The following is a 14,756-nucleotide window of genomic DNA, read 5'->3' on the forward strand; positions in this document are numbered from 1 at the left end:
CATGTCTGTAAGACGTTTTTTTCTGGATATCTCACCCCTGATCGAAAGCCGGGCATTTCGCTTTGCCTACTTCGCCCGTGCCGCCACGGTGCTGGTCACCGGCATGTTGATGGTGGCCGCCAGCGTTCAGCTCTATGATCTGAGCAAATCCAGTGTCGCCGTCGCCTTTCTGACCGTGTCCATGGCCACTCCCATGGTGCTGGCCTTAATTGCCGGCGGAGTTCTTTCCGACCGTCTGGACAGACGCAGCCTGATGGTCTGGTCGCGCAGTGTCTACATCATCAGCGTCGTGCTGTTTTTGCTCAACACCCTCTTGCCCACTCCCCAGATCTGGCTGATTTACGTAGCCGCCGCTATTGGCGGCGCCGCGGGTGGCATCAGCGTGCCGGCCATGATGTCCGCCACTCCGGCGCTGGTCGGTCGTGACAAACTGGCGGCAGCGGCAGCTCTTTCCGGATTGGCTATGCAGCTGGGCGGCATTATTGGGCCCGCGCTGGCTGGCGTCCTGATCTCTGGCCCCGGCCTGGTTTTCTGCTATGTGATTGTGCTGTGCGGGGTCATCGTCACCCCCCTGCTCTTGCGCGCTCTGCCCCCGCTGCCGCCGCAAGCGGGCAAACAGCCCCAGAAAAATGCACTTCAATCCCTGCGTGACGGCCTGACATTTGTCGCCGCCCACCCCCTGCTGCGTGCTCTGCTGCTCATTGATCTAGCCGCCCTGATTCTGGCGACTCCCCTTGCCCTGATGCCCGAGTGGGGCGACTCCATTTTGCAAATGGGAGCGACGGCAACCGGCTACCTTTACGCCGCTCCTGCGGTGGGGGCAACGCTGGCTGCGCTGTCCAGCGGCTGGTGCCGACAGGTCTCGCGCCGAGGCGCGGCCATTGTGATCGCCGTTCTGGTGTGGGGTCTGGCCGTTGCCGCCCTGTCCCTGCAAGCGTCCCTGGGATGGGCGCTGGTTTGCCTGGCCATCATGGGCGCGGCCGATACGATTTCCAAAATCATGCGCATGGCACTGGTGCAGCACCACACCCCTGACTACCTGCTGGGCCGCGTCTCCAGCCTGTGGATGACGCAATACTCCCTGGGTCAGGCACTGGGCAATCTGCAGATGGGCTATCTGGCACGCCTGCTGGGGCCAGCCGTGGCCGTCGCGGCTGGCGGACTGGCCTGCGCCGCCGTCGCCTGTGGTTTCGGCGTGCTCAATCAGGGCCTGCGCTCGGTCCGCAATCAGGATGGGCCGCCCCATGCCTGAGACCCCGATTCTGCTCTACCCACGTCTGCTGCACGCCTGTAGAAAGACTTCCCGCATGGACCGTCTTGTCGACCGAACCTTTATCTAGGATTAAAAAATGCTAATCAATGTCAATTGCATTCGTCGTACTCCTGCCGCCTTGCTACGCAAAGCCGGCCTAAGCGCAGCGGTTTTGTCGCTGTCTTTAGCCAACGCCTTTGCCGCCCCTGCTTTTGACCAGCCTGATGCAGATTTCCGTGGCTCCTTGAACGCTGCTGGCGTGGTCTATGCCGGCAGCGAAGCCCAACTGTCAGGTCGCGGTTTCACACCAGGCCAGGAAGTCATCCTGCTGCAAAACGGACATACGCTGACGCCTGAAGCCCTGGTCGCCGACAAGGACGGCAATCTGCGTGCGACAGTGGCCATCCCGGCCGATGCGGCCACGGGCCTGCATCCGGTCGTCATGCAAGTGAGCAAACCTTCGACCGCCAGCATCTTCAACCTGAAGGTATCCCCTAAGGTGGAGCTCAGCGGTCAGGACAAGTTTGAACTGCAATCGCAGCATCTGGTTCCCGGCTTGTATCAAAGCGCCTACAGTCCCAAAAGCCAGGCTCTGTTTGTGACCTCGGCCGTCGGCCGCCCGCCGGTCAAGCAATCGCAACTGCTCAAAGTCAATCCCAAGACCCTGAAAATCGAAGCCAGCGTCACCCCGGCGGCCCAGGAGGGTCGGACTGATGGTCAGGTACAAGCGGTATACGGCGTAGCCGTGGACGACGCCCAAGGCAATGTCTGGGTCAGCAATACCCGCAGCAACACGGTCTCGGTCTACCGTCAGAAAGACCTGAAACTGGTCAAGCAGTTTGAGCAAGGGGCCGCCAGCCACGCCCGTGACGTCGTGGTGGACCAGCAAGCCCAGCGTGCCTATGTCTCGTCGCCCGGTTCCAAACTAATTTCCGTCTTTGACACTAAGAAACTGACTGCGCTGGAGCCGATTGAGCTGGAATCCAAGACCCGCAACCCGCTCAGCCCCATGAGTCTGGCTCTGGATGCCGAAAACGGTCGCCTGTACACCGTCAGCGCCAGCACCAATGAGCTGATTATTGTCGACCTGAACAACGGCAATGCCCAGACCGTCTACGCGCTGCCCGGCGCACGAGGCGCTGCCGGTGTGGCGGTGGATAGCAAAAACGGCCAGATTTATGTGGCCTCCCAGGGCAGCGACAACTTGCTGATCGTGGACGCCAAGGATGGCTCCGTGCAGCACGACATCCAAATCGGGGCTGGCGCCCTGAATGTGGTCTTCGATCCCAAAACGACACTGGCCTATGTCGCCTCACGCGGTGCCGGCACGGTCACTGCCGTCAACGGCAACGGTGAGATTGTTGCCAACCTGGACGGTGGCAGCTTCCCCAACCATGTCTCGGTGGACGGTGAAGGCAATGCCTACCTGGTCAACAAATCCAAAGGCAAGGATGACCCGACGGCTGACCGCATCACGCGCATTCATCTGAAATAAGCCCCTGAGGCGTCCCTTTCACAAAAAGGGACGCCACTGCCCCCTGCCCTCAAAAAGGACTCCTATGAACAGCCGTATAGCCGACCACGTCCGCCCCGCCACCATTGAAGAATGGTTACAGCATTACCAGGCCGACAGCAGCGTCTTTGCCTCTCCCACCGTCAGTTTGATGGCACACGGCACGGCACTGGAGCGGCATACCCATAATGCTCAGGGACAATTGCTCAGCGATGCCCAAGGTTTGTTGTCAGAGGCTGCGCAGCAAGGACTGCACGCCCCGCTTTTTCTGGGCGTGATTCCCTTTAACCCTGCCCGCAACGCTTATATGCGTGTGCCCACCACATACCAGCGCGATCCCGTATTGCGGCGCCCGGTCCAGCGCCCACCCCTGGCCCGCTCCCGCAACACAATCGCCAGCCAGCAGCTATTGCCCGACGGCCAAGGCTACGAAGACAGCGTCAGCCACATTCTGGCCACGATGCGTGAACAGAACATCTCCAAAACCGTGATGGCTCGTACCGTAACCATCACACTGAATGAAGCCCTGGACCGTCAGACCGTGTTGAGCAATATGCTCCACAGCAATCCAGCCGGCTACACCTATGCCCTGCCCCTGCCGGGCGGAGCAGCGCACGACCCAGATCTCTTTTTCGGGGCCAGTCCTGAATTGTTGGTGCGTCGCCAAGGCGACCTGGTTACTGTCAACCCATTGGCGGGCACGGCCCCACGTTTTGCCGATCCACAACGCGATCAGGCCAGCGCCCAGACCCTGATGGCCTCCAGCAAGGATCGGCGTGAACATGCCTACGTCATCCAGGATGTGGTGCGCATTCTGTCACGGTTCTGCGACACCCTGGACGTGCCTGAGGGCCCCAGCCTGACCAGTACCGCCAACCTGTGGCACCTGTCCACCCGCATCAGCGGCCGCTTGCGCGACCCTGGCGTCAGCTCTCTGGAGCTGGCCCTGGCCATGCACCCCACCCCGGCCGTATGCGGTCTGCCGACCCAGCCCGCCATGCAGGCCATCGAAGCCACCGAAGTCTTTGATCGCGGCTACTTTGCGGGTGCGATCGGCTGGAATGACCACGAAGGCAACGGCGAATGGGCCGTGGCCATCCGTTGCGGCCACTACACCCAGCAAGGTCTGACCTTATCGGCGGGCGCGGGCATTGTGGAAGGCTCTGTACCGGCACTGGAACGCCAGGAAACCGGCAACAAACTCATGACCCTGATCAACTCACTGGGTCTGGCGCAAAACATTGCACTTTAACGGAGACACGAACCATGACCATACACGCGCTGCCCAGTTACGAGCTGCCTCAAGCTCCCGTGACCAACCGCGTCAACTGGCGTCCACAGGCAAATCGTGCCGCCTTGCTCATTCATGACATGCAGACCTACTTTCTGCAGAAATACGATATGAGCCTGGCCCCTATTCCCATGCTAATCGAACGCATCGCTGCCCTGCGCGACGTCTGCCACAAGCGGGGAATTCCCGTGTTCTACACGGCTCAACCTACCGAACAACCCGAGAAAGACCGCGCCTTGCTGAACGACTTCTGGGGTCCAGGCCTGACCGCCAGCGAATTTCACAGCCAGCAAGCCGTCGTGCCCGAGCTGACACCCGCCAAGCAGGACATCATGCTGACCAAATGGCGCTACAGCGCCTTCCAGCGCTCCGACCTGCGCGAGCAACTGCGCAATCTGGGCCGCGACCAGTTGATCATCACCGGCGTTTACGCCCACATCGGCTGCATGAGCACTGCCCTGGAAGCCTTCATGCAAGACGTACAGCCCTTCCTGGCCATCGACGGCGTGGCCGACTTTTCGCTGGAAGAACACCACATGGCCATTCGCCACGTCTCGCAACGCTGCGGCGTCAGCCTGACCTGCGCCGAAATCCAGGACAGCCTGCAAAGCTAAACAGGAAGCACACATGAGCACTAGCGCACAAGAATTTGCAGGTGAATGCATCGCCGTCACGGGCGCGGCCCGTGGCATTGGCGCTGCCGTCACCCACCTACTGCTGGAGCGAGGCGCCCGCGTCATCGCCCTGGACCTGGACGCCGAAGGCCTGACCCAACTGAATCAATCCGAATACAGTGATCGGGTTTCCTGCCACCTGGTCGACATCAGCCAAGCCGATGCCGTCGATGCCGCGCTGGCCCAAGGGCAAGAAAAACTGGGCCCCATTCAGCGTTTAGCCTGTGTCGCGGGCGTCCTGCAAATGGGCCGCATCACCGAGCTGAGCAACGAACAATGGGATCGCACCTTTGCCATCAACACCACCGGCGTCTTTAACGTCTGTCGCAACGTGGCCAAAGGCATGATCGAGCGCCAACAAGGCGCCATCGTCAACGTCAGCTCCAACTCCGCCGCCACCCCTCGCATCGCCATGGGCGCCTACGCCGCCTCCAAAGCCGCCGTCACCCAGCTGAGCCGCTGCCTGGGCCTGGAACTGGCCCCACACGGCATCCGCGTGAACATCGTCTCCCCCGGCTCCACCGACACCCCCATGCAACAAGCGATGTGGGCACAAGGCAGCTCGCGTGAAACCGTCATCGCGGGCTCCGGAGAGAACTACCGGCTGGGCATCCCCTTGCAGAAAATCGCCACCCCAAAAGAGATCGCCGAAGCCGTCCTGTTCCTGCTCTCGGACCGCGCCAGCCACATCACCCTGTCCGACCTGCGCGTGGACGGCGGTGCCACACTGGACCAAGGCTAAACAGCCAGACGCAAAAAAGGGCGGAAATTCCGCCCTTTTTTAATTACCCATTAGAACGAGTCCGGACAAAAGCATACGCACATCCCTACGAGTGACAGTGCCGATAAGGACTGAGCACCTATTGCCAAGCCAAGGAAGAATACGAGCGAACCGAAACATCGTAAATGTGGCTCAATGAAGACAGACTCAGTCAGGTCAAATCGGATCGAATCAGGTCAGGTCAGGTCAGGTCAGGTCAGGTCAGCATCAGATTAGACCTGCTCAATGCAGGTAGCCTCCTATCAGCTACGTCTTAATTCCGTCCAGTCTGTGAACTAGATCGGGCAGCTCCAGCGGTTCCAACCGCCCCCGCCAACAACCGTTGAAGGCAGGCCCACTCAAGAGCACTGCCACCCTGCTGTTCGGATCGGGGCAGGCTCAGGCGGTGCTGAGCGCTTGCTGGTGCTGCGCACCCGTACCCTTGGCATAAGATTGCTACGGGCGGGGCCTGAACTCGCCGGGTACTTGGTCCCCCGGACCAAGTACAAACGCCCGGCTCAAACAGCAGGCCCCTTGCATCCCTACGCAATCTCATGCCCGCGGCAAGCACTCTGATCCGCCCCGCCTGAGCCTGCCCCGATCCGAACAGCCCCCCCGGTACAGCCTCCTGAGCCCGCCTATAGCCCGTCCCTCAAAGCCTAAGTCCAGCTACCGCTACTTCTTGTCCTCGACCGGAGCTTCACCCTGCACAATCCCGAACAAATGCTCCAGCCCCGAAGCCAAAGCATCCCTCCAAGCCACAAAATCATGCGCCGTCGCGCTTTCCACGTAACGCACGTCATAGCCCCGTGCTCGCAGCACATCATCCAGATGACGATTCGCCTGCACCAGGCTGACATCCCGGCTGGAGCCGGAAGACTCAAACACCCCGGCACTCATATAAATCCTCACCGGCACAGCAGGTGAATCCGCCATCTGGCGCGTCAGCCACTGCCCCCGCTCTTGACCGGCAGGAGCCCACCAGAACGACCCCGACATGCTCAAGACATTGCCAAACCACTGCGGCAGACGCCACGCCGCATTCATGGCGGCCAAGCCTCCATAGCTGGAACCACCAATCGTTGTCTTGTCTGCCGAGGACTGCACCCCTTGCGCCTTCAGCCAAGGCATCAGCTCCTTATCAAGAAATTTGAGGTAGGCCTCGTTAGGCGGCAGCTCACGAGCGCGCTCCGCCATACCGGGATTGTCCACCAGCACCAGCCACATGGGTTTCACGCGTCCCTGGGCAATCAAGGTATCCAACATGGCAGGTGCACGCGCCAGATCTCGATAATCCCGGCCATCAAACAAAATCAAGGTATGTTCTATATCCTGCGCATGGGTACCAGCAGGCTGATAAATCTGCACTTGGCGCTCCAGGCCCAAGGTCTGACTGGGCAGACGTTCCGTGCGCCACTGTCCTTGGCCGGCCTGCTGTGGCTCCAGGGCCACCACTTCTGCAGGCGCTTGAGTCAAACGTACGACCGACTCGCCCTCAAACACATTGCTGCTGCTCTCCGGCAAGGTCCGAGCATTGTGAGGGTCCCGTTGCAATGCGGCCCGCAAGACCTCACGCGCCAGGTCTTGGCCGACATAGGGCACATCCGGTGCCATGCGGTACGTAAAACGGGCATCACGCGGCAAGTCGTAGGTGATATACCAGATATCCGACTCCCCCAAACGATGCATGCGATCGCTGTACGCGAAGGGCCCGCCATGCAGACGCACCTCTTGCTGCGCACCCCGCCACACAAAGGTGACACGATCATGAGTCGCGCTGTAACGCTCCACCAAGGGGGAACCGACACGCTGCACATAATCCCAGAATCCCTGCGAAGGCTCGCCAGCACGTAAACGCATGCTCCACTGGCGAATCACATCCCCTTGCAAGGGTTCGGCCTGGGCGGGCGCTTGCGCTGCCGTCACCGATTCGATCTGCCACTGATATTGGCCCTGCCCCAACACGCGCAAGCGATACTCGCCCGCCGTCCCGGCAACAAAGCCAAATGGGCTTCCCCGCTCCGGGGCATGCGTCCAATGACGAATGACTGTGCCATCAGGGCCAAACAACTCCAGCGCCACCTCACCATTGCGCTGCCATTTGCCTTGCACCAGGTCATTCTGCTGCAAACTCAATATGCGTTCATGATGTTCGTGCGCCTGAACTTCACCCTGAGCCGAAGGCAGCGCCGCCGCCCATGCCGACTCAACGATTCCCACCATCAATATCGCTACAACAGGTGCGCGCAACATACATCCTCCTAAATGCCGGTTTGCCGCAGGCCAGGCCCAGTCCCAAAGAGCAGTATACGATCAAAAATAATCGACACTGCCCCTTGGCCGGCGCCAGATAGCCCTTTTATCAAACCAGACGGAAGGCTTGAATCAGTCGGTCCAGCTCCTGCACCTGATCCTGCAGCTCACTGGAGGTGTGGGCAACCTGATTGACCATCTCCGCGTTCTGATGGGTTGCCGAATCCAGTTGTCCGACCGCCACGTTGATCTGCTCGATACCAATCGTCTGCTCACGGGTCGAGGCGGCGATCTCATGCACAATCGTCATTACCTGCGAGCTGCCCGTGACCATCTCCTCGATAACCTCACCGACCTGCCCCATCAGCAGTACCCCTTCACGCGTGCTGTTGGACGAGGCCTCCACCAACTGGGCAATTTCCTGTGCAGAGGCCGTCGTGCGTTGTGCCAGCGCACGCACTTCGCCGGCCACCACCGCAAACCCCCGCCCCTGCTCACCGGCACGCGCCGCTTCCACGGCAGCATTCAAGGCCAGAATATTGGTCTGAAAGGCAATCGAGTTAATTACGGTGGTGATATCGGCCACCTTACCGCTGGTATCACGAATGGCACCCATCCGGTCCACCAGCTCACTGACCATCTGGCCGCCATGCTGGGCTGTTTTCTGCACCTGACTGGACACCTCTTCAGCGCGCATGGCGTTTTCTTCGCTCATACGCACGGTGCCCGTCATCTCTTCCATGGCCGAGGCCGTTTCCTGCAAGGCGGCCGCCTGCTGGGTCGTACGGCTGGACAGCTCAAGATTGCCCGCCGACAGCTGCGAGGTATCGTCCGCGATGACGCCGCTACTGTGCTGCAGGGTACGCAACACATCATTCAGCTTCAAGCGCATCTGCTCCAGCGAGGCCATCACGCTATTGTCTGGAATCGTGCGCAAGGAATGCGCAACGCGCAGGTCGCCATTAGCAATCGCCTGAGCCGCCTCATGCAAGACGCTCGGTTCGGCGCCCAGTTCGGCAAGAATTTGGCGTGCCAGAAACACCGTCACTGCCGACACCAGCAAGACAATCAAGACAAACACCACTGAAGAGTTCAGCAAGCTGCTCAGAAAGCGGGACTTGATATTGTCAATGTACACACCCGAGATCAGTATCCAGTCCCATTGGGGCACGCCTTTGCCAAAGGCCAGCTTGGGTGCATTGCTCTGGTCGCTGAGTTTGGGCCAGTGATATTCCAGAAAACCTTCGCCCCCATTGCGACCGATGCGGCTCATCTCGGTAAACGGATGGACTCCATTGCTGTCGACGACTGCACTGACGTCCTGACCATCGAGCTCTGGGCGGGTCGGGTTCATAATGGACACAACGCTGGAGGACAACACCGACACATAGCCCTCCTGTCCGAAGCGGATACTGCTGATGCGCTGCAATGCCTGCTTTTGCGCCTCTTCTTTGCTCAGTACGCCCTTGCTGGCTAACTGCTGGTAGTCCTGCGTAATGCTCACGGCGATATTGACGATATGCTGCAAACTGCTTTTTCGCTCCTCCATCTGTGCCTGATAGAGTTGATAGTTCACAAATACAAAAACCGCCACCAATGCCATCAACCCCAAGATCAATGGCAACCACAACTTCTGTTTCAAGCCCAAACGCATCATATTCCCCGAGCAACGCTGAAAAGACAGGTCCCAGATACGCAAAAAACCGACCGCTGAAAGGCGGCCGGCCTGTTGAGAAGGCCCCATCGGACAAGCTGGGTAACGGCTTAGGGCTTGAATACTTAATTAAAGTTACATATAGAGATGATTGGATGCTAAGGCAGCTTACAAAATGCTGCCACTCACCCGTCGGGACGAGTCGGGACCTTGCCCGAAAGAGGGTTCGCTACTGGCCAGCGTCAGCAGGAATCCGTCCTCGGACATCAGCTCCGAAGTCAAACGGCCCTGGTAATGACCCAGCTCCAGATTCAAGGCCAGATCGCGCTGCTCCAGATTGTCCACCCCCTTGATGACCAGCTCGAAACCCTGCTCGCTCAACAAGTGACAAGCGGTCTCCAGCAAGGCCTTAAAGGTGGGCTCACGGCAGGCGCGCTGAATGATGTCGGCCTCCAGCTTGACCCCAGTAAGCGGCCAGCCGCGCAAACGGTTAAGTTTGTAGTTTTCAATATCAGCACTGGTCAACCACACCTGAATCTCATGGTCTTTCAGATACTGCAAGGCCTGGATCAGCTCCGGTGTCTCTTCCAGCTCGTCTTCACTGAATAAATCCAGCTCCACACAACACGGCTGCAGCTCAAACTGCCGCAGCAGGCCAGGTATGCGCTTGTAAATAGGCAAGAGCATGTCTACGGGCAACTTCAGACCGATGTGACTGGCGCGCAGCGAATAGTCCTGCCACCAACGGCGCACATCTGCCATCAGGGTGCGCAGCATCCACTCGCACAAGGCCTGGCGGTGTATCGAGTCGGGCATATGGCGCAAAATCAGGTCGGACGACAGTCTCAGCCCGGTGGGCGAGGTCCAGAACACCTGGGCATCGACCCCGCTGTACTGGCCCGTGCTGGTGGCCACCCGTAACTGATACGAGAAGGACAAGGCTTCACTGGCCCGCGGGTCAAGTACATCCAGCGTTTCCAGGGCACGCAACAACTCCACCGGGGTAGGCTGAGCAGCTTCCTGCTCGTCACGCGGGGCGTAAAACTCCATGACTTCCGTGTCCTGGGGTTCGGGCTGGGCCAGGAGCTTGCCCGTGAAGGTGTAGCCCCAACCGTGCACCGACTTGATCGGCAAGGCGATTCCGGCCCGGCTGGCCTTGCGGCGCAAACGGCTGATCAGAGAGTCCACCGCCCGGCTGTCGCTGGCGGCCAAGCCTTTGTCGCGCATCAGATCCTCGCGGCTGAAACGAGCGTCGGCATGACGGACAAAGGCGTCCATCAATTGGCGTTCACTATGGGTCAGCTCCAGGCCCACGCCATTAGGAGCCACCAAGGTCCAGCCTTTATCGCGCAAGGTCCATTCCTGCCCGACCGGGTCCTGGGGCTCTTCCACCGTCTGGGTAGTATGAATAGCGGCGTACACATTACGGCGGCGCACGGCATGGCACCAGGCCATCAGCTCAGACACTTGCACATCCAGTGCCAGACAGGCGTCGGCCCCCGTCAGCAAAAGCTGCACGCGGGCACTGGCAGACAGGCCGGACTGAACCACCACAATCCCCAGGGAGCCAAAATCATTACGCAGCTTGGCCACCATCAAGGGGACATAACCGGCCTCAACAGGGAACAGCAACAGCTCTGCCCGGGCCTGACGTGCTTCGGCCACCTTTTCCAGAGATCTGACAACGCTTGTTTTGGTCCCGAAAACCCGCAATTGCTCCAGCCAATAATGCAAGCCTTCGCCTTCTTCCAAAACAATCAACACGCAGCGTGCATGTTCCATAAGCGCCTACTATTTAATTATTAGCAGTCTCGCGACGCACCCAGCGCGAGCCGACAGTACTATTTTTATCAATAGTTGGAATTATCACTTCTAGAATACAGAGCACAAAGTAAAGAATGGTCAAATGTGGCGTTTGAAATTTTTTGTCTTCAAAATAACGTCAGCCTTACCCCGCAAACCCCGACAGGATTATTTTCCAGCCAAGGTTCTTTTAAAATCGTGCCTCATAAATAATTATAGTTTTCATAACACTATGACATAAAAAAACCCGCTCAAGAGCGGGTTGTTCTAGCGCAAGACGGGGCGAAATAATTACTGGGCAGCCGCCTGCAGACGAGACTGCAACTGCGCGGCAGGAAGCCAGCCATCGGCGCGGCTGCCATCCGCGAAATAAATCGCCGGGGTGCCTTGAACACGCAATTTCTGTCCCACGGCCAATAATTGATCCAAGGGATGCTCACACGAGGCCTTCTCGGGCCGCACTCCCCCTCCCATCCAATCACTCAAGGTCTTGGCGGGATTTTGAGCGCACCAGATATCTTCCGCTTTACGGCGACTATCCGGTCCAAGAATAGGAAACATCAGGCTATAGACCGTAACGTTATCGATCTCCTGCAACGTCGTATGCAGACGTTTGCAGTAACCACAATTGGGATCTTCAAAAACGACCATTTGACGACTGCCGTCACCCTTCACCAGCTTGATCGCCTTATCCAGGGGCAACTCATCCAGAGAAACACGATTGAGTTCCTGCATGCGCTGCTCGGTCAGGTCAACCCGGCTTTTGCTATCGAGCAAAGAGCCCTGCATCACAAAACTGGCTTGGGGATCGGTATAAAGCAAGGTCCCCCCTACCTCTACCTCCAGTAAATTGGGAAAGGGAGTGGCCCGGATGCCATCGACCGTCACGCCCGGAAAAGCCGCCTCAAAGGCTTGGCGTGTCGTTTCAAAACGGGCGTCTATTTTGGCAGGGCCGGCAGCCTGGACCAGGCTGCCAAGCGACAAGAGCGCCAGAGCCAAGACAGAACGAAGGGGCAACTTCATGACGTACATCCTTTGCTAATCGACAAAACTCGGGCGGTCTTAAAACAGGAGGGCACCGGGGCTGACTCCGGCAGCATGCGCAATCAGGCGGCGTTTTACCCACGGCAAATGATCCACGACCTGCATGCCTACATTGCGCAGCATGGAGACCGGCGCCCCTGGCGCAGCAAATAAGCGATACAGGCCATCGGTCGCGGCTCGCATGGCAGCAATGGGTTCGGCGCGGGCCCGCTTGTAACGATTGAGCACGCGCATATCTCCGACCGAGTAATAGGAGCTACGTTCGGACAAGACCTTGATAAGGGTTTCGATATCGCCCAGCCCCAGATTCAGGCCTTGACCGGCCAAGGGGTGTACGCGATGCGCGGCGTCACCGACCAGCGCCACACCGGGCGCCACCATGCCGCTGCGTTCAAAAGTCAGGGGGAAGCCGTAGACAGGACTGCGCAGTTCGAGCGCTCCCAGACGGCCGTTGGATAAGGAGAACAGGCTGTTTTGTACATACTGGGCCTGCTCTTGCGGCGGCAGGGCCAGTACCTTGTCCGCCTGCGCTTGCGGTACAGACCAGACCATGGACACTTGCGGTTTGCCATCCACATCGGGCATAGGCAGCAGCGCCAGAATCGAATCACCTGTAAACCACTGCAAGGCGACGTGCTGATGCGGGCGCTCTACATTGAAATGGGCCACCAGACCTGCGTCCCCGTATTCACGCCCCTGATGCTCAATGCCGGCGGCAGCACGCAGGCCCGAGCGGGCACCATCAGCCCCCACAAACAACTCGGCGCTGATGCGCTTTTGTCCGGCGGTCACCATGGTAGTGCCTTCCAGGCGCTCAAAGCGATCTTCAATCCAGGGCACTCCAAACACTTGCAATGCCTGATACAGCGCCTGCTCCATCTGGCCCGACTCCACAATCCAGGCTAGACAGTCCTGAGCATCCTGCCAGGCGTGCAGATTCAGGCAACCGCCGCCGTCCCCATGCACTTCCATGGCCTGGACTGGCGAGATGCGCTGGGCTGACATCAGATTCCAGGCCCCCAGCTGCGCCAAAAAACGCTGGCTGGCTACGGAGACAGCATAGACGCGGGGGTGGTACTGTCCGGCCGCCAATGGCATGGGCTTATAGGCCGGAGACAAAATACTGACCTCAAATCCGGCCTTGCGCAGCCCCAGAGCACTGGCCATCCCGGCCAGGCCGCCACCACACACAACAATTCGTTCTTTCTTCATCGCGCGCTTGGTGCTCCTGCCTGACGTGGCCACAACAGCCACATTTGCCCCTGCTGCTTCATGCGTCCGGCCTGCGCACCCGCCTCATCGCCGGTGCCCCAGTACAGATCCGTTCGAGCAGGGCCTTTGATGGCAGCCCCCGTATCCTGGGCAAAGACCAGCCGTTGCAAGGGCTGGCTGCTGGCAGGTTGCGAGGTCGCCAGATACACCGGCGTGCCCAAAGGCACATAGGTCGGATCAATGGCCACGGAACGCAAGCCGATCAGGGGGATGCCATAAGCGCCCTTGGGGCCCAGATCCGGGTCCACAATGGCTTCTTCCTTAAAAAAGACCATGGCGGTATTGACGTTCATCATTTCCTGGACACGATGCGGGTTGCGCTTGGCCCAGGCCTTGATATTTTGCATGGAAGTTTGTGCCAAAGGCATCTCGCCCTGCTTGGCCAGCCATTGACCTACCGAGGCATATGGACGGCCATTATGGTCTGCGTAGGCCAGACGAACCGCACTCCCATCGGGCAAGATAGCGCGGCCTGAGCCCTGAATCTGCAGAAAGAAGCCTTCTACCGGGTCTTGTGCATAGACAATCACAGGCGGCTGCCGCTCCGGCTGGGCCATGATCTGCTCACGCGTGTCGTAGGGCACGATGCGCTTGCCAACCTGCTTGCCACGAATACGCTTGCCTGCCAGCTCGGGATACAAGCTCCCCAGATCAATGGTCAGCAAATCATCGGGCGCGGCAAAAAGCGGCCATTGGTAGCCGGAGCTACGGGAGCGCGCGGCTTTGAGCAAGGGTTCGTAGTAGCCTGTGACCGTGTTTTGTGCCACCTGGCCCTCGCCGGTCAGCAGGCGCCAGGGTTGCAGGTGCTGTTGCAGAAAATTGCGCACCGCCGCCGTATCCCGGGTATTGGCATCCAGTCCAGCGGACGCCGCCGCCTGACATACCGGCTGCCAGGCTCGTGGGTTGGCGCGAGCAGGCATGGCCAGCGAACCACTGACAGGACGCATCAGGCCCTTGCAGTTATTGATAAACCCTTTCCAGACATGATCCAGCGAGTCTGCCTGCCAGCCCGGCAGGCTCGACCAGTTCACGGCCTGATAGCGCCCGGCCAGCGCACGCGCCGGGGTCTCGGGCAAGGCAGACAGGGACGGCACGCGCAACGGCTGCAGTGCAATATCCGGCCCGCTTTCGGCAGTACCCGGAGCCGTTGGCGAAGCACCCCGGTCCACAGGCGTAGTGGAACAGGCGCCCAAGGCCAGCAGAACGGCTGGCACGCAATACTTTATCTTCATGGCTGGGG

11 protein-coding genes are annotated in these 14,756 nt (G+C 59.4%); 5 read left to right on the plus strand and 6 right to left on the minus strand.

The features are described from left to right. The first annotated feature begins 1 nt into the window (after nt 1). The 5 genes from entS to V6936_RS11975 all read left to right on the plus strand — a co-directional run bounded on the left by entS (nt 2) and on the right by V6936_RS11975 (nt 5,472). Nucleotides 2-1,252: an enterobactin transporter EntS gene (gene entS / locus V6936_RS11955; protein WP_336579932.1), complete on the plus strand. Its 1,251-nt coding sequence runs from the start codon at nt 2-4 to the stop codon at nt 1,250-1,252. 97 nt (nt 1,253-1,349) lie between these two features. Then, the gene (locus tag V6936_RS11960; RefSeq protein ID WP_131071192.1) at nt 1,350-2,747 is read left to right on the plus strand and encodes a Vgb family protein; all 1,398 of its coding nucleotides are present in this window, start codon (nt 1,350-1,352) and stop codon (nt 2,745-2,747) included. Between the two features lie 64 nt (nt 2,748-2,811). Continuing rightward, entirely contained in the window at nt 2,812-4,017 is a 1,206-nt protein-coding gene (locus V6936_RS11965) for an isochorismate synthase (RefSeq protein WP_336579933.1), read from the plus strand. A 14-nt stretch (nt 4,018-4,031) separates the two neighbouring features. Then, entirely contained in the window at nt 4,032-4,670 is a 639-nt protein-coding gene (locus tag V6936_RS11970; protein ID WP_003804470.1) for an isochorismatase family protein, read from the plus strand. A gap of 13 nt (nt 4,671-4,683) precedes the next feature. After that, nucleotides 4,684-5,472 (plus strand): 2,3-dihydro-2,3-dihydroxybenzoate dehydrogenase, encoded by a 789-nt coding sequence (locus V6936_RS11975; RefSeq protein WP_131071191.1) that lies wholly within the window; start codon nt 4,684-4,686, stop codon nt 5,470-5,472. A gap of 693 nt (nt 5,473-6,165) precedes the next feature. Here the strand turns inward: V6936_RS11975 and V6936_RS11980 are convergent. The 6 genes from V6936_RS11980 to mltA form a co-directional block, all read right to left on the minus strand. Next, entirely contained in the window at nt 6,166-7,743 is a 1,578-nt protein-coding gene (locus V6936_RS11980) for an alpha/beta hydrolase-fold protein (protein WP_219235463.1), read from the minus strand. A gap of 109 nt (nt 7,744-7,852) precedes the next feature. Further along, on the minus strand, nt 7,853-9,487 hold the full coding sequence (locus V6936_RS11985; RefSeq protein WP_059318460.1) for a methyl-accepting chemotaxis protein: 1,635 nt from the start codon (nt 9,485-9,487) through the stop codon (nt 7,853-7,855). Between the two features lie 78 nt (nt 9,488-9,565). Beyond that, complete coding sequence (locus V6936_RS11990) at nt 9,566-11,179, minus strand: EAL domain-containing protein (RefSeq protein ID WP_059318459.1); 1,614 nt, start codon at nt 11,177-11,179, stop codon at nt 9,566-9,568. A gap of 312 nt (nt 11,180-11,491) precedes the next feature. After that, nucleotides 11,492-12,223, minus strand: coding sequence for a DsbC family protein (locus V6936_RS11995; RefSeq protein ID WP_059318458.1), 732 nt, complete (start codon nt 12,221-12,223; stop codon nt 11,492-11,494). A gap of 39 nt (nt 12,224-12,262) precedes the next feature. Next, nucleotides 12,263-13,456: an FAD-dependent monooxygenase gene (locus V6936_RS12000; RefSeq protein ID WP_059318457.1), complete on the minus strand. Its 1,194-nt coding sequence runs from the start codon at nt 13,454-13,456 to the stop codon at nt 12,263-12,265. Next, on the minus strand, nt 13,453-14,748 hold the full coding sequence (gene mltA / locus V6936_RS12005) for a murein transglycosylase A (protein WP_336579934.1): 1,296 nt from the start codon (nt 14,746-14,748) through the stop codon (nt 13,453-13,455). The genes V6936_RS12000 and mltA overlap by 4 nt, the downstream gene beginning before the upstream one ends. Nucleotides 14,749-14,756: the final 8 nt, after the last annotated feature.

This window comes from Alcaligenes sp. CHO6, assembly GCF_037120595.1.
Taxonomy (GTDB): Bacteria; Pseudomonadota; Gammaproteobacteria; order Burkholderiales; family Burkholderiaceae_B; genus Alcaligenes; species Alcaligenes ammonioxydans.

Excerpts from the sequence above, each read along its gene's own strand:
- entS (WP_336579932.1), top strand. The coding sequence starts at position 2 with ATGTCTGTAAGACGTTTTTTTCTGGATATCTCACCCCTGATCGAAAGC.
- V6936_RS11960 (WP_131071192.1), top strand. The coding sequence starts at position 1,350 with ATGCTAATCAATGTCAATTGCATTCGTCGTACTCCTGCCGCCTTGCTA.
- V6936_RS11965 (WP_336579933.1), top strand. The coding sequence starts at position 2,812 with ATGAACAGCCGTATAGCCGACCACGTCCGCCCCGCCACCATTGAAGAA.
- V6936_RS11970 (WP_003804470.1), top strand. The coding sequence starts at position 4,032 with ATGACCATACACGCGCTGCCCAGTTACGAGCTGCCTCAAGCTCCCGTG.
- V6936_RS11975 (WP_131071191.1), top strand. The coding sequence starts at position 4,684 with ATGAGCACTAGCGCACAAGAATTTGCAGGTGAATGCATCGCCGTCACG.
- V6936_RS11980 (WP_219235463.1), bottom strand. The coding sequence starts at position 7,743 with ATGTTGCGCGCACCTGTTGTAGCGATATTGATGGTGGGAATCGTTGAG.
- V6936_RS11985 (WP_059318460.1), bottom strand. The coding sequence starts at position 9,487 with ATGGGGCCTTCTCAACAGGCCGGCCGCCTTTCAGCGGTCGGTTTTTTG.
- V6936_RS11990 (WP_059318459.1), bottom strand. The coding sequence starts at position 11,179 with ATGGAACATGCACGCTGCGTGTTGATTGTTTTGGAAGAAGGCGAAGGC.
- V6936_RS11995 (WP_059318458.1), bottom strand. The coding sequence starts at position 12,223 with ATGAAGTTGCCCCTTCGTTCTGTCTTGGCTCTGGCGCTCTTGTCGCTT.
- V6936_RS12000 (WP_059318457.1), bottom strand. The coding sequence starts at position 13,456 with ATGAAGAAAGAACGAATTGTTGTGTGTGGTGGCGGCCTGGCCGGGATG.
- mltA (WP_336579934.1), bottom strand. The coding sequence starts at position 14,748 with ATGAAGATAAAGTATTGCGTGCCAGCCGTTCTGCTGGCCTTGGGCGCC.